The organism is Streptomyces sp. NPDC048419, assembly GCF_043200415.1.
GTDB lineage: Bacteria > Actinomycetota > Actinomycetes > Streptomycetales > Streptomycetaceae > Streptomyces.
On sequence record NZ_JBICXT010000017.1, the window covers coordinates 115,405 to 134,644 of the forward strand.

A 19,240-nucleotide genomic window follows, 5' to 3' on the forward strand; every position below is an offset into this window, starting at 1 on the left:
CCCCGTCAGTTCCGCTTCTCGAAGGGGCTGGGGAAGGGGAAGTAATGGTCGAGGAACTCGCCCATGCGGACGCCGACCTGCTCGCGCTCCTCCGACGGCACGTCGACGTCGTTGAGGCAGAAGAAGTCGAAGCGGCGGTTGCGGCGCAGGTCGTCCAGGCGCGCTTCGGCGTCCGGGCGGCTGATGTTGACGTACCGGAAGCTGAAGCTGCCCGGCACACCGCGGCCGGTCATCAGCGCGTACTGGTAGAGCAGCGGGGCCGTCAGGGCGATGTCCTGCGGGGAGCGGAAGCGGGACGCGGTGGTGCGGCGGATGTCCTCGTCGAAGAGTTCCTCGAGCGTCTGCAGGGTCTCGCGCTGCTGCGGCAGCGGGGTGTGCATGAAGTTGTTCGTCGTCATGCGCCCGAACTTCTCCATCAGCAGCCGACGGACGTTCTTGCTGGCGGAGTTGGTGGCGGTCTCCTCGGCGTGCGGCTTGCCGATGCCGATCTTGAGGGGGGAGACCGGGACCTTCATCAGCCCGCTGCCGTGGAAGAAGTGCTCCGCGGTGACGCGGCGGCCGACGAACACGTCGTCGTTGAAGTACAGGTAGTGGTCCGACAGGCCCTCGATGTGGTGCAGCCGGGTCTCGATGGCGTGGGAGTTGAACACCGGCAGGACGTCCGGCGGGAAGATGTCCCGGTGATCGACGACGGTGATGCCCTCGGCCCGGTCGTCGAGCCAGTGCGGCTTCTGGCCGTCGGTGACGATGTAGATGTGGCGCACGAAGTCCGCGTACATGGCGAGCGAGCGCAGCGAGTACTTCAGCTCGTCGTGGCTGGTGTAGCGGGAGGCGTTGGTCTCCTTGTCCAGGATCTCGGCGGTGCCCCGGTCCTGGAAGCGGGCCCGCTTCGCCCGCATCTCGGGCTCCTCGCCGTCGACCCAGGTGTAGACGACGTCGACGGGGAAGGTCACGTCGTTCACGGTCGGCCGGGTGAAGGGCGCGAAGGTCGGCAGCTCCCGGTCGCCCACCTGCACGGTGGCGGGCTTCTGCTCGGACACCGGCAGTACGTCGGCGATGCCGTTGCTGCGCGGCGAGATCAGTGACTCGGCGAAGACGTCCTCGGACGCCTGCGGCTGGACCTTGGCCAGCCGCCGAGGGCCGTCGGCGGAGGCGAGGAGCTGCGCCCCGTCCTCCCAGAACTCGACGTCGCAGGCGAGTTCCGGCCCGGAGAGCAACTGGCCCTTGGGCCCCAGGTGGTTCTCGCCGATCCGCAGCGTGGGGGCTGTGCGGAGCGGGGTCGGCAGCACGCCGTCCATGAACAGCGCGGGGTGGCGGAGCATGCCGCCGGGCAGGGGCCTGCCGATGAACACCGCTTTGCCCGCGTTCTGCGTCTCGAGGGCGGTGAGGAACCGCTCCCGGTCGACGGCGTTCACGCCGACCGTGTGACGCGTCCGCGCGGCCGGCAGCAGGAAGTAGGGGATTCCTTCCTGCTCCAGTGCGGCCACGACCAGGCCGAGGTTGGAGGCGGTGGCATCGGCCGCGGTGAAGGCGGAGACGACCCGCCCGTAGAGCTGCTGGCCGCGCACCGCCACCGGGCGCAGGACCGGGTCGGTGACCGCGGCCTGCCGGCGCCGCCGCATGGTGCGCAGCTGCCACACCCGCTCGGCGGCCTTCCGCTCGACTCGGGGCCGCATCCGCCGGGCAAATGAGCGCACGGTCACGTTCTGAGCTCCTCTTCACCTACCTCAACACACACTTGCGTTAACGAGACCCCCGCATGTGGCGAAAGGTTGTACGAGATATCTCCGAAAATTAACGTTGCTCATAGCGCGCTCTTTACTTGCCGTGCTATTCGGCCATGACGACAAGCTTTCCGGTGGCTTCGTCGTTCTCCATGTACGTGTGTGCCGCGACGATCTCGTCCAGGCCGAACACCCGGTCCACGTACGGCCGGTGGAGGCCCGCCTCGACGTCCCGCACGATCCGCTGCAATACCGCCGCGCCCGCGCCGCCCTTGAAGTCGTCGCTGTGGAACGACGTGAGCCTGGTGCCGGACGGGATCATCGCGATCGGCTCGAAATCCGGGATCACCCACCCACTGAGAGAACCCGACACACATACCGTTCCACCACGACGGACCAGACGCAGCGAGTCCACCGCCGTGCTCGCCCCGACGAGGTCCAGCACATGATCGGGACCCTCGGGCCAGAGCGCGCGCACGGGAGTCTCCAGCGACCCGCCCTCGTCGAGGAGCACGTGGTCCACGCCGGCCGCGGTCAGCGCGGCGACCTTGCCCCGCTGCCGAGTCGTGGCCGCGGTCTCGAGTCCGCAGCCGCGCGCGATCGACGCGGCCGCCATCCCCACCGACGACGTCCCGCCACGGATGAGCAGCCGCCCCTTGCCACCGGGCGCGACCCCCAAAGCGTCCAGCGAGCCCTGCGCCGTCAGGTAGGTCTCCGGGAGGGCGGCCAGGACATCCCACGGCAAGGTGGTGGTGATCGGCATCAGCAGCGCGTTCGGCAGTAACGCGTACTCGGCGTAGCCGCCGTCGAACGACCGGCCCATCTCGCCCATCACCGCCGCGACGGCCGTCCCGTCCGGCACCAGCGGATCGGTCGAGGCCGCCACGACTCCCACGCATTCGATGCCCAGCACACGCGGGAACCGCACACCGGGGGAGTGTCCTTGGCGGGTCCGCAGTTCCGACCGGTTCAGGCCCGCGGCCTTCACCCGCACCAGGCTCCAGCCCGCCCGCACCGCGGGTACGGGCCGCTCATGGATCTCCAGCACCTCGGGGCCGCCCGCCCCGACACAGACTGCCGCACGCATCGTCTTCGTCATGCATCCACTGTCGCCAGCTGCCGGTGTGGCCTGCCACCGGTACGATGCCAAGTCATGCCCGTTGGCCGCCAACTTCCCGAATCCGGTTGGACGTCACAGATATGGCCGTCCGGCGGGGCGCACCTGTGGCCGTCCGGCGGCACGAGTTCGCTGCACTCCCATCCGCGCGGGCACCTGGTGTACGCGGCCCAGGGCGTCCTGTCCGTCCACACCGAACGCGGAACGTCGATCGTTCCCACCAACCGCGTCGCGTGGATCCCGGCCGGATTCACGCACCACCACCGCGCGCACAGCAGCACCGACATGCGGATCCTCTTCCTGCCCGCCTCCCTGACCCGGCTCGTCCCCGGTCGTCCCGCCGTCTTCACGGCCTCCGATCTCGTACGCGAACTACTGCTCACCCTCACGGGCCCGCGCTTTCGCGACGGGTCCGAGCGCAGCTACGACCGTGCGGCGCACGCACGCCTGCGCCGCGTCCTCGTCGACGAACTCCACGAAGCGCGCGAGCAGCCCCTGCAACTGCCGGAACCACAGGACGATCGCCTGCGGGCCATCGCAGGGATACTGCGCGCGAACCCTTCGGACAACACCTCGCTCGCCGGCCTCGGCCGGACGATCGGGGCCGGTGGCCGCACCCTCAGCCGGCTGTTCCACGACGAACTCGGCATGACCTTCTACGAATGGCGCACGCAGCTCCGCATCTACCACGCACTCGTCCTGCTCGCCGACGGCCACGACACGACACGCGTCGCCCATGCCTGTGGCTGGGCGAACCCCAGCAGCTTCATCGCGGCCTTCACCCAGGTCATCGGCACCACGCCCGGCCGCTACCGAAACGGCTCCGAGCGCGACCGATGAGTTCCGGTGACGAGTGCGGTCTACCCCCGGACAACCCGAACTGCGTACGAGCTCTGTGAGGGGACCCATGACCACCCACGCCGTGCCACCTGTCGTCGACGCCGCAACCTGGGAGCGCAGCCTCGACGCCCTACGAGCCCGCGAGAAGGCCGCCACGCGCGAGCTCGACGCCATCGCCGCCGAGCGCCGCCGGCTGCCCATGGTGGAGATGCCCGACTACGTCCTGGAAGGCGAGAACGGACCCGTCCGGCTGGCGGACGTCTTCGAAGGCAAGTCGCAGCTGATCGTCTACAACCACATGTGGTTCGCCGGCAAGGAATGGCAGTGCCCGGGCTGCACCGGGTTCACCTCGCAGTACACCCGACTGGAGTTCCTGGACAACTACGACGCGCGGTTCGTCATCGTCACCCAGGGCCCGATCAAGGAGGCGCTCGCCTACAAGCAGCGCGTCGGCAACAGGATGACCTGGTACTCGACCGCCGACAGCTCCTTCGGGACCGACGTCGGCGCACCGCCCGACGGCGGATTCGCGGTCAACGTGTTCCTGCGCGACGGCGACACCGTCTACCGCACCTGGCACACCAACGGCCGCGGCACCGAGCAGCTCAGCCACTCCTTCGCCCTCATCGACCTCCTGCCCTACGGCCGCCAGGAGGAATGGCAGGACTCGCCCGAGGGCTGGCCCCAGTCGCCCACGTACAGCCGGTGGGCGGGGTCGAAGGACATCGCCGCGGTCTACGGCCCCGGCGGCGGCGAGTGAGCCGCCGGCCGGCACGCCGCATCAGCCTGCCGCGTAGGGCGTGAAGTGCGCGGGCGGATGGTCGATGGGCAGGTCAGGACGCCAGTGCGCGAGGATCTGGGCGCTGCACTCGAAAAGATCCTGCCGAGGAAGCCGGTCCAGCGGCCACCACTCCCATCCGCCCACGCTCTCGTCCGGTTGCGTCGAGGGCTGCCCCTGGCACGACCGGACGACAGCGCCGACGGTGATCCGCACGACGTCGCCGACATGATCGACGAGCGTCCCCAGCAGCGTGACGTCGTCGGTCCGCGCCGACAGACCGGTCTCCTCGGCCAGTTCACGCACGACGGTCGCCTCGAAGGACCCGTCGTACGGCTCCACGGTCCCACCCGGCAACTCCAGCGTCCCGAGCCGATGCCGCCCCAGCAGCAGACCCTCCTCCCGGATCACGATCACACCGACGCCCACCGCCGCGTGCGGCGTCGGAGGCTGGGTGGTGCGGGGCCGGGTCGTGATGCGGCCGCTCTCGGCATGGGGTGGATGCGCGTGCAACAGGGTGCCCTTTCGTAGGGGGGAGAAGCTTTCCTGACCAGCACGATATTGCCGGGTGGAGGGCGCGTGTCGGAGTGGCGGGCGGGGGTTGAGAGACTGGATGGCATGGACATCCTTCGCAGGAACAGCGTCGTCGTCACGGGCAACCCGGAGGGACCGACCGTAGTGCTGGCTCATGGGTTCGGGTGTGACCAGAACATGTGGCGGCTGACAGTGCCCGCCCTGGCCGAGGACCACCGGGTCGTGCTCTTCGACTACGTGGGTTCGGGCCGCGCGGATCCGTCCGCGTTCTCGCCGGAGAGGTATTCCTCGCTCGACGGGTACGCCCGGGACGTCGTGGAGGTCTGCGAGGCCCTCGATCTGCGCGACGCGGTGTTCGTGGGCCACTCGGTCAGCGCGATGATCGGCGTGTTGGCGGCGGACAGGGCGCCGGAGCGGATCGGCGCCCTGGTGATGATCGCCCCCTCGCCGCGGTACCTCGACGACGACGGCTACCGCGGCGGCTTCAGCGCCGAGGACATCGATGAACTGCTCGGGTCGCTGGAGTCGAACTATCTGGGCTGGTCGGCGGCGATGGCGCCGGTGATCATGGGCAACGCGGAGCGGCCCGAACTCGGCGACGAGCTGAAGAACAGCTTCTGTGCCACCGACCCGGACATGGCACACGTCTTCGCGCGGACCACGTTCCTGTCGGATTCACGGGACGACCTGAAGGGCGTGCGGGTCCCGACGCTGGTTCTGGAATGCACGAACGATGCCATCGCTCCCCGGGAAGTCGGCGCCTTCGTCCACGAGGCGATCCCCGGCTCCACCCTGGTCACTCTCGACGCGACCGGGCACTGCCCGCACCTGTCCGCGCCCGAGGCCACCAACGCGGCCCTGCGGGACTTCCTGGCGGGCCTTCGGTGATGTGCCGCTCCGACCCGCCGGACGCCGACGGCGACAGGACCGCGGACGCGGCGTTCGCCGCGCTGCTCGAGGACAGCGCCGACGAGCTGTACGAGAGCGCCCCGTGCGGATACCTGTCGACGTTGATGGACGGCACCATCGCGAAGATCAACGCCACGCTGCTGGACTGGCTCGGTCTGGAGCCCGAAGCGGTGGTGGGCCGGATGCGCTTCACCGACCTGCTGACCGTGGGCGGCAAGCTGTACCACGAGACGCACTTCGCGCCACTGCTGCAGATGCAGGGCCGGATCAGCGGCATCGCCCTGGAGCTCAAGCGGACCGGCGGCGGACGCATGCCCGTGCTGGTCTCGTCCGCGGTCAAGCACAGCAGCTCCGGGGAGCCCCTGCTGATCCGCACCACCATCTTCGACGCCCGGGAACGGCGCGCGTACGAGGAGGAACTCCTGCGCGGCCGGAAGGCGGCCGAGGAGGCGCGCCGGCAGGCGGAGGCCGACCGGACTCGGCTGCAGGACGCCCTCGCCGTGCTCCAGCGCTCGCTGCTGCCGGACATCCTGCCGTCCGTACCCGGCCTCGAGACCGCGGCGCACTACCACACCGCCTCCCCGGACCGGCTCGGCGGCGACTTCTACGACCTCTTCCCGATCGACGGCAAGCGCTTCGCCTTCTTCCTCGGCGACGTGTGCGGCAAGGGGCCGCAGGCCGCAGCGGTCACCTCCCTGACCCGCTACACCCTGCGAGCGGCCGCCGTGCACGACACCGACCCGGTGGCCGCCCTGTCCACCCTGAACAAGGTGCTCCACGAGCGCTACACCGGCAGCGGCGACCCCCGCCACTGCACCGCCGTCTTCGGCACGCTCGAACCGGACCCCGCGACCGGTGAGATCGCCGTCCACCTCGCCTCGGGCGGCCACCCGCCGGTGCTGATCCTGCGCGCCGACGGCACCGCCGACTACCTGCCCACCCCCGGTGGCCTCCTCGTCGGCGTGCTGCCCGACGCGCACTTCAGCACCGCCACGACCGTCCTGGCGCCCGGAGACACCCTCCTGCTCTACACCGACGGCCTCACCGAAGCCCGTATCGACGAAGACCGCACCTTGTACGGCGAGGAGTCCCTGCTCGCTTTCGCCACCGAGCACGCCGGCCGGCCCCCGGACGCCCTGATCCACGCCCTGACCGGCCTCCTGGACAGCTTCGGGGACGGCCTCGACGACGACACCGCCCTGCTCGCCCTCGGCATACCGGCCCACGACTCCCCCTTGGAAAACGGACGATGAGCCCTCTGCAGATCACCACCCGAGACGCCGCGACCGGCCCGGTACTGGAGTTCCACGGCGAACTCGACTACACCAGCGCCGGCGAGTTGCGCGAACTGATCGGCGCGACCGCCCTGAAGCCGGGGCAGCGTCTCGTGCTGGACCTGGCCGGCCTGACCTTCTGCGACTCCAGCGGCATCACCGCCTTCATCGCCGCCCGCAACCACGCCCACGCCGCCGAGGCGGACATCGCGCTCGCCGCCGTCCCCGCCAACACGCTGCGCGTCCTGCGCATGGTCGGCCTCGACCAGCTCTTCCCCCTGCACCCCGACAGCGAGGTCGCCACCCGCGCGTGAGGTCTGGAGCGGGAGGCCAGGTGTGTGAGGGCCGGATGCTGGGCGATGGTGACTTCGGGAACGCGTGCTACCGCTTCGCGACGGTGTAGGTCAGGTGGGTCACCCGGGACGATGCGTCCGCGCGTGCCTGCTCCAGCGCGAGGCGGTCGGGATCCACGCGGTCGAACAGGCGGATGCCGGTGCCGAACAACACGGGCGCCAGGGTGATCGAGAACTCGTCGATCAGGCCGCTGTCCAGGTACTCCTGGATCGTCTCGGCGCCCCCGGCGATGCGCACATCGCGTTCGCCGGCGGCCTCGCGGGCCTGCAGCAGCGCGCTCTCGATGCCGTCGTTGACGAAGTGGAAGGTGGTGCCGCCCGGCCGCTCCCACGGGTCGCGCTCGGTGTGGGTGACGACGAACACCGGGGTGTGGAACGGCGCCTCCTCCGGCCATGCCAGCTCGCCGGCGTCGAACATCCGCTTACCCATGACGCTCACACCGGTGCGCTCGTACGTCGCCCGGGCGACGTCGTTGTCGAGTCCTTCCTCGCCGCCCTCGCCGAGCTTGAGGTTCTCCCTGAACCACCGCTGCGGGAACAGCCACGCCTGCAGTTCCGACCACTTCGTCATCCAGCGCCGGGCCCTCGGGTCGTTCTGGCCTTCGGGCGAGAACACGTACTCGACGGGCACGGCCTCGGGCGCCATGAATCCGTCGAGCGACATCGTCACGCTGAAGAACACCTTTCCGGCCATCAGTCCTCCGCTCCCTTCGGTGCGGTCTCGTTCCCGGCGGTCCCGCCCCGGGTGAGTTCGGCGACGTAGGCCGCCAGGTGGCGCAGCGTCTGCTCGCCGCCCTCGACCGCGTGGTACTTCTCCACCGCCTCGTCGCGGAGTTCCCTGGTCGGGAACACCGTGCGCATCACGATCCGGGTCCGCTCGCCGGCGGGCTCGAAGGTGAGGACCGACTCGAAGGCGTTGGGGTCGTCGCGGGACTCGCCGTGCAGCAGCGCGATCCGCTCCGGCGCGAGGATCTCCCGCCAGGTGATCCACTCCTGGTAGTCGGTCCCGTCCGGCCCGTGCATCACGAAGTCCCACACCCCGCCGACGCGGAACTCGAAGGACCGCGTCGTGGTGGTGAATCCCTCCGGGCCCCACCACCGCGACAGGTGCCGGACGCGTGTGAACGCCTCGAACACCAGAGGCCGCGGGGCGCCGATCACCCGGGAGATCGCGATCTCGCGGTCCGCGGTCGCGTGTGCATGCTCGTCGCCGCTATCGGTCGTCGCCATCGTGTGGTCCCTCCTGCCTGGCCTGCTTCAGCTCCTGCACGTACTCCTCCAACCGGTCGAAACTCTCGCTCCAGAACCGCTCGAAGCCACCCACCCACTCGTGGACCGGCCGCAGCCCGCGGGCGTCCAGGTCGTACAGCCGCTGCTTGCCCGCCACGCGGACCCGCACCAGACCGACCTCCCGGAGGACCCGCAGGTGCTTGGAAGCCTGCGGCTGGGTCATCCCCAGGTCCTGGGCCAGGTCGGTCACGGGCCGCTCGCCGCCCCGCAGCAGCACCAGGATCTCCCGCCGCTGCGGTTCGGCGATCGCGTTGAACGTGTCCGAGGTCGTCGCCGCTCGTGCCATGGCGTCATCATATGCCTATATCGGCATGCGTCAACGCTCCGTCACCCGTCTTGTGCGGGCGGCCGGACAGCCAGTCGTCGACCTCGGCGGTCGTCGCCACGTCGATCACGCCCTCGTCCTCGAAGAGCTCCGCGGTGAGCGGGGCGGGCGCACCCGAAGCGGACCGCGCGGTCGCCGACGGGAGACGGGGACGTGACCGACGTCAGCAGACCGCACCCGGCGCGCATCTACGACTACCTGCTGGGCGGCAAGGAGCACTACGAGGTCAAGGTCGACCGCCAGGCCGGCGGCGCCCTCACCGCCCGGGCGCCCGAGGCGCGCATGCCGGTGCGGCCCACCCGTGCCTTTCTGCGGCGCGCCGTCGGGCACGTCGTGGGCGCCGGCGTCCGCCAGATCCTCGACGTTGGCACCGGCCTGCCAGCCACCCCGAACATCCACGAGACGGCGCAGGAGCCGGCGCCGGACGTGCGCTTCGCCTACGTCGACAACGACCCGGTCGTGAAGGCACACGCGGACGCGCTGCTCAGCGACATGGGCGCGACCGGCATCGTGCTCGCCGACGTAGGGGATCCGCGCGCCGTCGTCGACCACCGCGAGGTCCGCCGCGTCATCGATTTCAGCGAGCCGGTCGCGCTGTTCCTGGTCGCGGTCCGGCGGCCGGACGGTCCGCCGTCGGCAGGGTCGAAGGACGTGGGGTTCTACGGCGGTGTGGCGCGCAAGGCCAGCTGGACGCGTGGTCCGGCTCGCTACAGGGCGTAGATCTGCCCCGTCTGCCCGCCCTCCACGCAGCGGACGTACGCCTGCGCGACCTGGGCGAGGTCGACCGAGCCCATGCCGGGGAAGTAGTCGCCGTAGTCCGCGAGGCTCTCCGTGAAGACGTTGGGGCTGACGGCATTGATGCGCTGCGGGGCGATCTCGATGGCGGCGGCGCGCACGAAGGCCTCCAGGGCGCCGTTGGCCATCGAGGCGGCGGTGCCGGTGGGGATGGGCTCGCGGGCGAGGATGCCGGTGATGAGGGTGAACGAGCCGCGTTCGGCGACGTGGGGGAGGCCCTGGCGGACGAGTTCGATCTGGGCGGACACCTTGCCGGTGAAGGCGGCCTGATAGTCGTCGGCCGTCATGTCGGCGATCGGCTTGTAGGGCACGTCGCCCGCGGCGCTGACCACCGCGTCCACCTGGCCGACCTGCCCGTACAGCTCGGCCGTCCGGGACGGGTCCGTGATGTCGCAGCGCACGTCGCCCGCGGTGCGCCCGACGGTGATCACGTCGTGGCCGCGGACGGCCAGTTCCTTGTTGACGGCGGTGCCGAGCTTGCCGGTGGCCCCGATCAGCAGAATCTTCATGCCTGCGACGCTACGGCGGGCCCGGTGGGCGAGGGAAATGCCGTGCGTGAAGCACTTATGCTTGGCAGTTATGAATGTGGAGGTGCGGCACTTGCGGGCCCTCGTCGCCATCGGCGAGGAGGGAACCGTCACCGGCGCCGCGCTCGCGCTGCGCGTCAGCCAGCCCGCGCTCTCCCGCACCTTGGAGCAGCTGGAGCGCCGGCTGGGGGTGCGTCTGGTGGAGCGGACCACGCGCCGGCTCGCGCTGACCGAGGCCGGGCAGCGCCTGTGGGAGCAGGCCGGGCGCATCCTCGCCCAACTCGACGACGCCCTGGCCGAAGCAGCCGGCCGGGCGGAGTCCCGGCCGCTGCGTCTCGCCTTCGCCTGGGCCGCGCTCGGGCGGCAGACGGTGCCCCTGCTGCGCACCTGGCGCGAGCGGCACCCCGACACCCCGGTAAAGGTGCGCCGCCTGGACGACCCCGAGGCGGCTGTCCGGCGCGGGGCGGCGGACCTGGCCGTCCTGCGCACCCGGCCCGCCGACGACTCCGGCCTTGCCCACCGGGTGCTGGCCCACGAGCAGCGGATGGTGGCCGTACCCGAGGGGCACCCCCTCGCCGAGCGTGAAAACGTTCACCTGGCCGACCTGACCGGGGAGTTGGTCGCGCTCTGCTCCACGGCCGCCACCTCCGGCGTGGAGCTGTGGCCCGAAGACCAGGTTCCCCGTACCGTCCGGGTTCCGGGCGTGGACGAGTGGCTCACGGTCATCGCCACCGGGGAAGCCGTCGGCGTCACCACCGAGGGCACGATCCACCACCACCCCCACCCCGGCGTCCACTACCTCCCGCTCACCGACGCGGCCCCCGTCACCGTCTATCTGGCCTGGCCGACCACCCCGACCCACCCGTCCACCGAGGCCTTCCTGCACCTAGCCCAGCAGCACACGGTCGGCAGCCGATCGTGAGGCCGTAGCCCTTACGCGGTGGCGGAACCGTCGACTCGCTCGGTGCTCAACCCGTTGAAGAACATGACGGTCACCGCCTCGGCCACGGTCGCCACCGGCAGATCCCCCTCCGGCCGGTACCACTCGACAAGGGAGTTGACCGCGCCGAACAGCAGGCGGCTCGCGAGATGCGGGTCGATGTCGTCGCGTACTTCGCCCTCCGCCGCGGCACTTGCCACCAGTTCGGCCACCCGGCCGTCGAACTCGCGGCGTCGCGCGAGGGCTCGGCGTTCCGTCTCGCTGTTGCCGTGGAGGCGCAGGAGCAGGGTGACGTAGGGGAGTTCGGCGGAGAGCACCTCGACGCTGCCGCGAACGACGTGCCGTAGGCGGGCCGTTGCGGTGCTGTCCGGGCCCGGCGCCTCGTCGAGGACCGCGAAGAGGGCGTCCAGGGCGCGGGCGACCGCGAGGGCGAGCAACTCCTCCTTGCCGGAGACATGGTGATAGATGCTCGATTTGCTGAGGCCCAGGCGGCGGGCCAGTTCCTCCATGCCCGTGCCGTCGTAGCCGCGCTCGTTGAAGACCTCGACCGCGACTTCCAGCAGGGAGTCACGGTCGTAGGCGGGTCGATCCCCGCGTCGTGGAGGTTGCCCCGGGGGCGTGGCGCTCACGGCGTCGTCGTGGCAGGAGATCGCGTCACGACCGGCGTTCGTCCTTGATCCTGCGGAGTTTGCCGAGGGAGCGCTCCAGGGTCTCGGGCTCCACGATGACGACCTCCACGCTCACTCCGACGCCGTCCTTGACACCCTTGGTGATGGCCTTCGCCGCCGCCGCGCGCTGTTCCGGAGCGGCGTCCGGCCGCGCCTCGACGCGGACCGTCATGTGGTCCATCCGGCCGCGTGTGCTGAGCTGGATCTGGAAGTGCGGGGCGACGCCGGGCGTGCGCAGCACGACCTCTTCGATCTGGGTCGGGAAGACGTTGACCCCGCGCAGGATGATCATGTCGTCGCAACGGCCGGTGATCTTCTCGATACGGCGGAATCCGGTGCGAGCCGTGCCGGGCAGCAGCCGGGTCAAGTCCCGTGTGCGGTAACGGATCACGGGCAGCGCTTCCTTGGTGAGCGAGGTGAAGACGAGCTCACCGCTCTCGCCGTCGGCGAGGATGTCGTCCGTGATGGGATCGACGACCTCGGGCACGAAGTGGTCCTCCCACACGTGCAGTCCGTCCTTGGTCTCCACGCACTCCTGAGCGACACCGGGACCCATCACCTCGGACAGGCCGTAGATGTCGACCGCGTGGATGTCCATGCGCTCCTCGATCTCGCGGCGCATCTCCTCCGTCCACGGCTCGGCGCCGAAGATGCCCACCTTCAGTGAGGTCGAGCGCGGGTCGACGCCCTGGCGCTCGAACTCGTCGAGCAGCGTGAGCATGTAGGACGGCGTCACCATGATGATGTCGGGCTCGAAGTCCTGGATGATCTGCACCTGCCGGGCCGTCATGCCGCCCGAGGCGGGAATCACGGTGCACCCGGCCCGCTCGGCGCCGTAGTGCGCGCCGAGGCCGCCGGTGAACAGGCCGTAGCCGTAGCTGATGTGGACCTTGTGGCCCGGGCGGCCGCCGGCGGCGCGGATGGAACGGGCGATGAGGTCCGCCCAGTTCGACAGGTCGTTCTCGGTGTAGCCGACCACCGTCGGGCGTCCGGTCGTGCCGCTGGAGGCGTGGATGCGCCGCACCTCGGACATGGGGACGGCGAACATCCCGAAGGGGTAGGTCTCGCGCAGGTCCGCCTTGGTGGTGAAGGGGAATCGCGCCAGGTCCGCCAGTGTCCGGCAGTCCTCGGGCTTCACGCCGGCCTGGTCGAATTTCCTGCGGTACAGCTCGACGTTGTCGTAGGCGTGCCGGAGAGTCTGCCGCAGACGCGTCAGCTGGAGGTCTCTCACCTCCGGCCGGGTCATCCGCTCGGCGTCGTCCAGCAGGTCCGCCGGAAGGGGCTCACCGCGGCGGGCCGGGGCGTCCGCCGACGTCTTCATGTCGCTGATCATTGCGGCTCCTCAGGTTGCGTGTCGCGGATGGTGCGGCTGCGGCCGCGGAAGACCGCGACCACCGCGTCACCGCGCCTCACGCTCACGTCGTAGATGCCGCTGCGACCGAAGCGGGTGACTTCCTCGGCCGTGGCCGTCAGGACGTCGCCCTCGTAGGCCGGGGCGACGAAGGTGACGTCCGCCCCGGACGCGACGGTGACCGGGCCGTGGCTGTTGCAGGCACAGGCGAAGGCGGAGTCGGCGAGCAGGAACACGTACCCGCCGTGGGCGATGCCGTGGCCGTTGACCATGGCCTTCGTCACCGTCATGCGCAGCACGGCGGTGCCTTCGCCCTGCTCGAGCAGCTCGATGCCGAGCCGTTGCGAGGCCTCGTCCGCGGCGAACATGCGCTCTGCGGGTGCCGGAGCCGATTGCGCGGCTTCCGTCATGGTTCACACCACCTTGTCTCCCGACCGAACATTCGGTTAGCGTGCGGCATGGCCAAGTAATCAAGCCGCCCCGTTGCCTGTCAAGAGGCGAGCCATCTGCCGAACGGAGTCCCCGAGGTGCCCGACTTCTTCACCCGACACCGTGACCTGCTGGAACAGGCCGTGACCGCGACCGAGTCCCGTGAGCACTGGACGTCCTATCCCGAGTCGCCGAGCAAGTCGGTGTACGGCGAGGACGCCGCCCGCCTCGGTGAGGCGGCCTTCCGCGAGCAGATAGGCAGGCCGTTCGACCTGCCCGGACACCCGGGGGAGGGGCGCGTGGCGCCCGAGGAGCACTCCCCGTACGGCTTCCCGCTGGGGATCAGCTATCCCCGCGTGACGCCGGAGGCGGCGGTGGCCGCGGCGAAGGACGCCACGGCGGCCTGGCGCGCGGCCGGGCCGGACACCCGGGCCGGGGTCGCGGCGGAGATCCTCGCCCGCCTCAACGCGGCGAGCTTCGAGATCGGCCACGCCGTGCAGCACACCACCGGGCAGGCGTTCGTCATGGCATTCCAGGCGGGCGGCCCGCACGCACAGGACCGCGGCCTGGAGGCCGTCGCCTACGCCTGGGCCGAGCAGAAGAAGCACCCGGCCACCGCCCGCTGGAGCAAGCCGCAGCGCAAGGGCGACGCCCACGTCCTGGACAAGAAGTTCACCCCGGTCGGCCGCGGAGTGTCGCTGCTCATCGCCTGCAACACCTTCCCCACCTGGAACGGCTACCCGGGACTGTTCGCCTCCCTCGTCACCGGCAACCCGGTCCTCGTCAAGCCGCATCCGGGAGCCGTGCTCCCCCTGGCCGTCACCGTCCGCATCGCCCGCGAGGTGCTGAGCGAAGCCGGCTTCGACCCCGACCTCGTCCTCCTGGTCACCGAGGCCCCGGGAGGCAAGGCCGCCGCCACGCTCGCCCTCGACCCGGACGTGCGGATCGTCGACTTCACCGGCTCCACCGCGTTCGGCGACTGGCTGGAGACCAACGCCCGCCAGGCCACCGTCCACACGGAGAAGGCCGGCCTCAACACCGTCGTCCTGGACTCGACCGACGACTACCGCGGTCTGCTGGGCAACCTGGCCTTCTCGCTGTCGCTCTACAGCGGGCAGATGTGCACCACCCCGCAGAACCTGCTGATCCCGCGCGAGGGCATCACCACCGACCAAGGTCCGCGCACGGCCGACGAGTTCGCCGCCGACCTCGCCGCCGCCCTGGACCGGCTGCACTCCGACCCCGCGCGCGCCGCAGGCACGCTGGGCGCGATCGTCAACGACGGTGTGCGCGACCGGCTGAAGGAGGCGGCCGGCGTCGGCCGTACGGTGCGAGCGTCGGAGCCCGTCGAGCACCCCGAGTACGCCGAGGCGGACGTCCGCACGCCGCTGGTCGCCCGCCTGGACGCGGAGACCGATCGCGAGGTCTTCACCACGGAGTGGTTCGGCCCGGTGTCCTTCGTGATCGGCACGGACTCCACCCGGCACAGCCTGGACCTGTTCCGCGAGACCGTGCGGGCGCACGGAGCCCTGACCGCCGCCGTCCACTCCACCGACGACGCGGTGCTGGCAGCCGCCGAGGAGGCCGCCCTGGACGCGGGCGTGCACCTGTCGGAGAACCTCACCGGCCAGGTCTTCGTCAACCAGTCCGCCGCCTTCAGCGACTTCCACGGCAGCGCGGCCAACCCCGCGGCCAGCGCCACACTGTCCGACGCCGCCTTCGTCACCGGCCGCTTCGCCGTACTGCAGTCCCGCCGCCCCGTGACCGCCCCCATCGAGGAGTCCGCCTGATGCCCGAAGACGTCTATCTGATCGACGGCGCCCGCACCCCGCAGGGCCGCTACGGCGGCGCGCTGGCATCGGTACGTCCGGACGACCTGGCGGCCCTCGTCGTCGGAGAGGCCGTACGCCGCGCCGGCATCCCCGCCGAGGCCGTGGACGAGGTCATCCTGGGTGCCGCGAACCAGGCCGGCGAGGACAACCGCGACGTGGCCCGCATGGCGGTGCTCCTGGCCGGGCTGCCGCACACCGTCCCCGGCTACACGGTCAACCGGCTGTGCGCCTCAGGGCTGACCGCCGTCGCCTCGGCCGCCCACACGATCCGCTCCGGCGAGGCCGACCTGGTCGTCGCCGGCGGCGTGGAGTCGATGACCCGCGCCCCCTGGGTGATGGCGAAGCCCGGTACCCCGTGGGCCAAGCCCGGAGAGGTGCACGACACCTCGCTCGGCTGGCGTTTCACCAACCCCCGCTTCACGGCCGCCGACCGTGGCGTACCCGCGGGCGCCGGGCCCGAGGCCGTCAAGGTCACGCTGTCGATGGGCGAGACGGCCGAGGAGGTCGCGGCCCTGGACGGCATCACCCGCGCCGACTCCGACGCCTTCGCGCTGCGCAGCCACCAGCGGGCCGTCGCGGCCCAGGAAGCGGGCCGCTTCGACCGCGAGATCGTGGCGGTCCCCGTACGGGACGGCGAGGTCGCCCGGGACGAAGGGCCGCGCCCCGCCACCACGCTGGACAAGCTCGGCAGCCTGCGGACCATCTTCCGCAAGGACGGCATCGTCACCGCCGGCTCGTCCTCGCCCCTCTCCGACGGGGCCGCGGCCCTCATCGTGGCGAGCGCGTCGGCCGTCGAACGCTACGGACTCGCCCCGCGGGCCCGGATCGTCACCTCCGCCTCGGCCGGGGTCCAGCCCAACGTGATGGGCCTCGGACCGGTGCCCGCCACCGAGAAGGCCCTCGCCCGGGCCGGCTGGCAGACGGCCGACCTGGGCGCCGTCGAACTCAACGAGGCCTTCGCCGCGCAGGCCCTCGCCGTGATGCGCCGCCTGAAGCTGGACGAGGACAAGGTCAACGCCGACGGCGGCGCCATCGCCCTCGGCCACCCGCTGGGCTGCTCCGGCGCCCGCATCCTGCTGACCCTGCTCGGACGCCTGGAGCGCGAGGACGCGGCCCGCGGCCTGGCCACCCTGTGCGTCGGCGTCGGCCAGGGCGTGGCGATGCTGGTGGAGCGGGTATGAGCGACAAGGCCTACGAGACGCTCCTGGTCGAGGAGCGCGACGACCGGGTGATCGTCACCCTCCACCGCCCCGAAGCCCGCAACGCCATCAGCGGCCGCATGATCGACGAACTGCACGACGTCTGCGGCCTGTTGGAACGCGAACCGCGCCTGCTGCTCCTCACGGGCCACGGCCGGGTCTTCGCGGGCGGCGCAGACATCGCCGAACTGCTGCGACGCGGCCGCAACGAAGCACTTCAGGGCATCAACAGCCGCCTCTTCGAGCGGGTACGGCGCCTGCCCCTGCCGACCGTCGCCGCCGTCGACGGCTGGGCCCTGGGTGGCGGCGCGGAGCTGTCGTACGCGTGCGACATCCGCATCGCCGGACCCGACGCAGTCTTCGGCAACCCGGAGCCGGGCCTGGGCATCCTCGCCGCCGCGGGCGCCTGCTGGCGGCTGCCGGAGCTGGTGGGGGAGTCCGTCGCCAAGCAGGTGCTGCTCGCGGGCCGCAACCTCGACGCACAGGCGGCGCTCGCGGCCGGCCTGGTCATCGACGTCGTACCGGCGGACGAACTGCTCGACGCGGCACACGCGTTGCTCGACCGGATGGGCCGATCCTCGGCCACCGCCCTGCGTCTGACCAAGCTGGTCGTCGACTCGCCCGGTGCGCATCCGGTGGCCGACGACCTGGCGCAGGCCGTGCTGTTCGAGGGCGAGGACAAGAGGGACCGGATGACCCGCTTCCTGGAGAAGAGGAGCCGAGCATGAGCAGCGCACCCGCAGTCGTCGCGGTGATCGGCGGCGGCCGGATGGGCGCCGGCATCGCCCAGTCGTACGCGACAGCCGGCTCGGCCGTCACGATCGTGGAGAGCGGCGCCGAGGCGGCCGCCGCCGCACTGGACCGTGTGGCGACGGGACTGAAGCGGGCCGCCGAACGGGACCGGCTGCCCGAGCCCGCGGACCGGATCCTCGCCAGGGTCGGCGCCGTGGAGTCGGTGGACGCCCTGCCGAAGGACGCCGACCTGGTCGTCGAGGCCGTGCCCGAGGACCCCGCGCTCAAGGCCCGGGTCCTCGCCGCGGCCGACGCGGTGGTGAGCGGGACGACCGTGCTGGCCAGCAACACCAGCTCGCTGTCCGTCACCGAGCTCGCCGCCGCCCTCACCCGGCCCGGCCGCTTCCTGGGCATGCACTTCTTCAACCCGGTGCCCGCCTCGGAACTCGTCGAGATCGTGGTGGCACCCGGCACGGAGCCCGCGACCGTGGAAGCGGCCCTCGCCTGGACGCACTGCCTCGGCAAGAAGGACGTCGTCGTCAACGACTCGCCCGGATTCGCCAGCAGCCGCCTCGGCCTCGCGCTGGGACTGGAGGCGGTCCGCATGGTCGAGGAGGGCGTGGCGGAACTCCCATGGGCCCGCTCCGGCTGACCGACCTGGTCGGCCTGGACGTACGCCTGGCCATCGCGGAACACCTCCACACCACCCTCGGCGAGCGCTTCGCCCCGCCACAGCTGCTCCGCGACAAGGTCGCCCGCGGCGAACTCGGCCGCAAGAGCGGACAGGGGTTCTACGCATGGCCGTGACCCAGGCCGACGCCGGCACCGTCGGCTACACCCTGAGCGACGGTGTGGCGGTCGTCGAGCTGCGCCGCCCGTCGGCGGGCAACGCCCTCGACGCGGCCCTGCGCCGCCAACTGCACGCCGCCGTACGGCAGATCCGCGACGACGGCGACCGGGTGCGCTCGGTTCTCCTGTCCGCGCAGGGCCGGCACTTCTGCGTCGGCCAGGACCTCAAGGAGCACGCCCACTCCCTCGAGTCCCGCGCCGAGTCGGCTTTCGCCATCGTGCGCGAGGAGTACAACCCGCTGGTGACGGAGTTGTGCGCGCTGCCGCAGCCGGTCGTCGCGGCCGTCGAGGGCGCCTGCGTCGGCGCCGGTCTAGGCCTCGCGCTGTGCGCCGACGTCCGGGTGGCCGCCCAGGGGGCACGCTTCGCCACCGCCTTCACGGGCATCGGCCTGGCGGCCGACAGCGGGCTCAGCGGCTCGCTGGCGCAGGCGGTCGGCCCGTCGCGGGCGGCGGCGCTGATGCTCCTCGGTGATCGTTTCGACGCCGAGGCGGCCGAGCGGTGGGGGCTGGTCCACCGCGTCGTGGCGGATGGCACAGCGGCCGAGGAGGGGCTGATCCTGGCCCGGCGCCTGGCCGGCGGCCCCACCGCCGCGTACGGCGAGGTGAAGGCGCTGCTGCGGGCCGCGGCGGGCTCCGACCTGCCCGTACTGCTGGAGGCGGAGGCCGCCGCGCAGGAGCGGCTCGGGCGTACGCAGGACCACCGGGGCGCCGTGCGCGCCTTCCTCGACGGACGGCCGTCGGCCTTCGCCGGGAACTGATCACGCTTAGGCACTT

Annotated in this window: 20 protein-coding genes and 2 pseudogenes; 12 read left to right on the forward strand and 10 right to left on the reverse strand. The window is 71.3% G+C overall.

The annotated features are described in order from the left end of the window. Nucleotides 1-5: 5 nt before the first annotated feature. Together ACGFYN_RS30895 and ACGFYN_RS30900 are read right to left on the reverse strand one after the other, a co-directional pair. The gene (locus tag ACGFYN_RS30895) at nt 6-1,703 is read right to left on the reverse strand and encodes a stealth family protein (protein ID WP_393869191.1); all 1,698 of its coding nucleotides are present in this window, start codon (nt 1,701-1,703) and stop codon (nt 6-8) included. A gap of 127 nt (nt 1,704-1,830) precedes the next feature. After that, entirely contained in the window at nt 1,831-2,823 is a 993-nt protein-coding gene (locus tag ACGFYN_RS30900; RefSeq protein WP_393869192.1) for a zinc-binding dehydrogenase, read from the reverse strand. Between the two features lie 54 nt (nt 2,824-2,877). Between ACGFYN_RS30900 and ACGFYN_RS30905 the strand changes: the two genes are divergently transcribed. Together ACGFYN_RS30905 and ACGFYN_RS30910 are read left to right on the forward strand one after the other, a co-directional pair. Continuing rightward, nucleotides 2,878-3,681 (forward strand): AraC family transcriptional regulator, encoded by an 804-nt coding sequence (locus ACGFYN_RS30905; protein ID WP_393869193.1) that lies wholly within the window; start codon nt 2,878-2,880, stop codon nt 3,679-3,681. Between the two features lie 67 nt (nt 3,682-3,748). Further along, nucleotides 3,749-4,441 (forward strand): DUF899 domain-containing protein, encoded by a 693-nt coding sequence (locus ACGFYN_RS30910; RefSeq protein ID WP_393869194.1) that lies wholly within the window; start codon nt 3,749-3,751, stop codon nt 4,439-4,441. Nucleotides 4,442-4,462: 21 nt separating this feature from the next. Here the strand turns inward: ACGFYN_RS30910 and ACGFYN_RS30915 are convergent, their stop codons facing one another. Beyond that, nucleotides 4,463-4,972 carry an NUDIX hydrolase gene (locus ACGFYN_RS30915; RefSeq protein ID WP_393869195.1) on the reverse strand — a complete coding sequence of 170 codons (510 nt, stop codon included), beginning with the start codon at nt 4,970-4,972 and terminating at the stop codon, nt 4,463-4,465. A 105-nt stretch (nt 4,973-5,077) separates the two neighbouring features. Here ACGFYN_RS30915 and ACGFYN_RS30920 point away from each other — a divergent pair, with 105 nt between their 5' ends. The 3 genes from ACGFYN_RS30920 to ACGFYN_RS30930 are packed head-to-tail and all read left to right on the forward strand — an operon-like array spanning nt 5,078 to nt 7,490. Next, on the forward strand, nt 5,078-5,881 hold the full coding sequence (locus ACGFYN_RS30920) for an alpha/beta fold hydrolase (protein ID WP_393869196.1): 804 nt from the start codon (nt 5,078-5,080) through the stop codon (nt 5,879-5,881). Beyond that, on the forward strand, nt 5,881-7,155 hold the full coding sequence (locus ACGFYN_RS30925; RefSeq protein ID WP_393869197.1) for a PP2C family protein-serine/threonine phosphatase: 1,275 nt from the start codon (nt 5,881-5,883) through the stop codon (nt 7,153-7,155). The genes ACGFYN_RS30920 and ACGFYN_RS30925 overlap by 1 nt, the downstream gene beginning before the upstream one ends. After that, nucleotides 7,152-7,490 (forward strand): STAS domain-containing protein, encoded by a 339-nt coding sequence (locus ACGFYN_RS30930; RefSeq protein WP_393869198.1) that lies wholly within the window; start codon nt 7,152-7,154, stop codon nt 7,488-7,490. Before ACGFYN_RS30925 ends, ACGFYN_RS30930 begins: the two co-directional genes overlap by 4 nt. Before the next feature lie 67 nt (nt 7,491-7,557). On the opposite strand, the gene ACGFYN_RS30935 is transcribed toward ACGFYN_RS30930, so the two are convergent. The 3 genes from ACGFYN_RS30935 to ACGFYN_RS30945 are packed head-to-tail and all read right to left on the reverse strand — an operon-like array spanning nt 7,558 to nt 9,105. Further along, a complete protein-coding gene (locus ACGFYN_RS30935; protein ID WP_393869199.1) occupies nt 7,558-8,223 on the reverse strand; it encodes a dihydrofolate reductase family protein in 666 nt (221 codons plus the stop codon). Then, a complete protein-coding gene (locus tag ACGFYN_RS30940) occupies nt 8,223-8,759 on the reverse strand; it encodes an SRPBCC family protein (RefSeq protein ID WP_393869200.1) in 537 nt (178 codons plus the stop codon). Before ACGFYN_RS30940 ends, ACGFYN_RS30935 begins: the two co-directional genes overlap by 1 nt. Next, on the reverse strand, nt 8,743-9,105 hold the full coding sequence (locus tag ACGFYN_RS30945) for an ArsR/SmtB family transcription factor (RefSeq protein WP_393869201.1): 363 nt from the start codon (nt 9,103-9,105) through the stop codon (nt 8,743-8,745). Before ACGFYN_RS30945 ends, ACGFYN_RS30940 begins: the two co-directional genes overlap by 17 nt. A 192-nt stretch (nt 9,106-9,297) precedes the next feature. Here ACGFYN_RS30945 and ACGFYN_RS30950 point away from each other — a divergent pair. After that, nucleotides 9,298-9,756, forward strand: a pseudogene (locus tag ACGFYN_RS30950) (SAM-dependent methyltransferase); the annotation flags it as partial. A gap of 95 nt (nt 9,757-9,851) precedes the next feature. Here the strand turns inward: ACGFYN_RS30950 and ACGFYN_RS30955 are convergent. Further along, the gene (locus ACGFYN_RS30955; protein WP_393869202.1) at nt 9,852-10,448 is read right to left on the reverse strand and encodes a short chain dehydrogenase; all 597 of its coding nucleotides are present in this window, start codon (nt 10,446-10,448) and stop codon (nt 9,852-9,854) included. 70 nt (nt 10,449-10,518) lie between these two features. On the opposite strand from ACGFYN_RS30955, the gene ACGFYN_RS30960 reads away from it, so the two are divergent. Then, nucleotides 10,519-11,388 (forward strand): LysR family transcriptional regulator, encoded by an 870-nt coding sequence (locus ACGFYN_RS30960; protein WP_393869203.1) that lies wholly within the window; start codon nt 10,519-10,521, stop codon nt 11,386-11,388. A gap of 11 nt (nt 11,389-11,399) precedes the next feature. Here the strand turns inward: ACGFYN_RS30960 and ACGFYN_RS30965 are convergent, their stop codons facing one another. From ACGFYN_RS30965 to paaI, 3 genes are read right to left on the reverse strand one after another with little or no spacing between them, the layout of a single operon-like run. Beyond that, nucleotides 11,400-12,035 (reverse strand): TetR/AcrR family transcriptional regulator, encoded by a 636-nt coding sequence (locus tag ACGFYN_RS30965; protein WP_393869204.1) that lies wholly within the window; start codon nt 12,033-12,035, stop codon nt 11,400-11,402. Nucleotides 12,036-12,060: 25 nt separating this feature from the next. Beyond that, entirely contained in the window at nt 12,061-13,407 is a 1,347-nt protein-coding gene (paaK, locus tag ACGFYN_RS30970) for a phenylacetate--CoA ligase PaaK (protein ID WP_393869205.1), read from the reverse strand. After that, complete coding sequence (gene paaI, locus ACGFYN_RS30975; protein WP_393869206.1) at nt 13,404-13,835, reverse strand: hydroxyphenylacetyl-CoA thioesterase PaaI; 432 nt, start codon at nt 13,833-13,835, stop codon at nt 13,404-13,406. Before paaI ends, paaK begins: the two co-directional genes overlap by 4 nt. 117 nt (nt 13,836-13,952) lie before the next feature. On the opposite strand from paaI, the gene paaN reads away from it, so the two are divergent. From paaN to ACGFYN_RS31000, 5 genes and pseudogenes are all read left to right on the forward strand, one after another. Further along, complete coding sequence (gene paaN / locus ACGFYN_RS30980) at nt 13,953-15,644, forward strand: phenylacetic acid degradation protein PaaN (RefSeq protein ID WP_393869207.1); 1,692 nt, start codon at nt 13,953-13,955, stop codon at nt 15,642-15,644. Further along, on the forward strand, nt 15,644-16,867 hold the full coding sequence (locus ACGFYN_RS30985; RefSeq protein WP_393869208.1) for a thiolase family protein: 1,224 nt from the start codon (nt 15,644-15,646) through the stop codon (nt 16,865-16,867). Before paaN ends, ACGFYN_RS30985 begins: the two co-directional genes overlap by 1 nt. Then, on the forward strand, nt 16,864-17,613 hold the full coding sequence (locus ACGFYN_RS30990; RefSeq protein ID WP_393869209.1) for an enoyl-CoA hydratase/isomerase family protein: 750 nt from the start codon (nt 16,864-16,866) through the stop codon (nt 17,611-17,613). The genes ACGFYN_RS30985 and ACGFYN_RS30990 overlap by 4 nt, the downstream gene beginning before the upstream one ends. Continuing rightward, nucleotides 17,610-18,424 (forward strand): annotated as a pseudogene (locus ACGFYN_RS30995) (3-hydroxyacyl-CoA dehydrogenase family protein). The gene ACGFYN_RS30990 and the pseudogene ACGFYN_RS30995 overlap by 4 nt, the downstream one beginning before the upstream one ends. After that, complete coding sequence (locus ACGFYN_RS31000) at nt 18,415-19,224, forward strand: enoyl-CoA hydratase/isomerase family protein (protein WP_393869210.1); 810 nt, start codon at nt 18,415-18,417, stop codon at nt 19,222-19,224. The pseudogene ACGFYN_RS30995 and the gene ACGFYN_RS31000 overlap by 10 nt, the downstream one beginning before the upstream one ends. Nucleotides 19,225-19,240 lie beyond the last annotated feature (16 nt).

Excerpts from the sequence above, each read along its gene's own strand:
- ACGFYN_RS30905 (WP_393869193.1), top strand. The coding sequence starts at position 2,878 with ATGCCCGTTGGCCGCCAACTTCCCGAATCCGGTTGGACGTCACAGATA.
- ACGFYN_RS30920 (WP_393869196.1), top strand. The coding sequence starts at position 5,078 with ATGGACATCCTTCGCAGGAACAGCGTCGTCGTCACGGGCAACCCGGAG.
- ACGFYN_RS30945 (WP_393869201.1), bottom strand. The coding sequence starts at position 9,105 with ATGGCACGAGCGGCGACGACCTCGGACACGTTCAACGCGATCGCCGAA.
- ACGFYN_RS30900 (WP_393869192.1), bottom strand. The coding sequence starts at position 2,823 with ATGACGAAGACGATGCGTGCGGCAGTCTGTGTCGGGGCGGGCGGCCCC.
- ACGFYN_RS30955 (WP_393869202.1), bottom strand. The coding sequence starts at position 10,448 with ATGAAGATTCTGCTGATCGGGGCCACCGGCAAGCTCGGCACCGCCGTC.
- ACGFYN_RS30940 (WP_393869200.1), bottom strand. The coding sequence starts at position 8,759 with ATGGCGACGACCGATAGCGGCGACGAGCATGCACACGCGACCGCGGAC.
- paaK (WP_393869205.1), bottom strand. The coding sequence starts at position 13,407 with ATGATCAGCGACATGAAGACGTCGGCGGACGCCCCGGCCCGCCGCGGT.
- ACGFYN_RS30990 (WP_393869209.1), top strand. The coding sequence starts at position 16,864 with ATGAGCGACAAGGCCTACGAGACGCTCCTGGTCGAGGAGCGCGACGAC.
- ACGFYN_RS30935 (WP_393869199.1), bottom strand. The coding sequence starts at position 8,223 with ATGGCCGGAAAGGTGTTCTTCAGCGTGACGATGTCGCTCGACGGATTC.
- paaI (WP_393869206.1), bottom strand. The coding sequence starts at position 13,835 with ATGACGGAAGCCGCGCAATCGGCTCCGGCACCCGCAGAGCGCATGTTC.
- ACGFYN_RS30910 (WP_393869194.1), top strand. The coding sequence starts at position 3,749 with ATGACCACCCACGCCGTGCCACCTGTCGTCGACGCCGCAACCTGGGAG.
- ACGFYN_RS30985 (WP_393869208.1), top strand. The coding sequence starts at position 15,644 with ATGCCCGAAGACGTCTATCTGATCGACGGCGCCCGCACCCCGCAGGGC.
- ACGFYN_RS30960 (WP_393869203.1), top strand. The coding sequence starts at position 10,519 with ATGAATGTGGAGGTGCGGCACTTGCGGGCCCTCGTCGCCATCGGCGAG.
- ACGFYN_RS30925 (WP_393869197.1), top strand. The coding sequence starts at position 5,881 with ATGTGCCGCTCCGACCCGCCGGACGCCGACGGCGACAGGACCGCGGAC.
- ACGFYN_RS30930 (WP_393869198.1), top strand. The coding sequence starts at position 7,152 with ATGAGCCCTCTGCAGATCACCACCCGAGACGCCGCGACCGGCCCGGTA.
- ACGFYN_RS31000 (WP_393869210.1), top strand. The coding sequence starts at position 18,415 with ATGGCCGTGACCCAGGCCGACGCCGGCACCGTCGGCTACACCCTGAGC.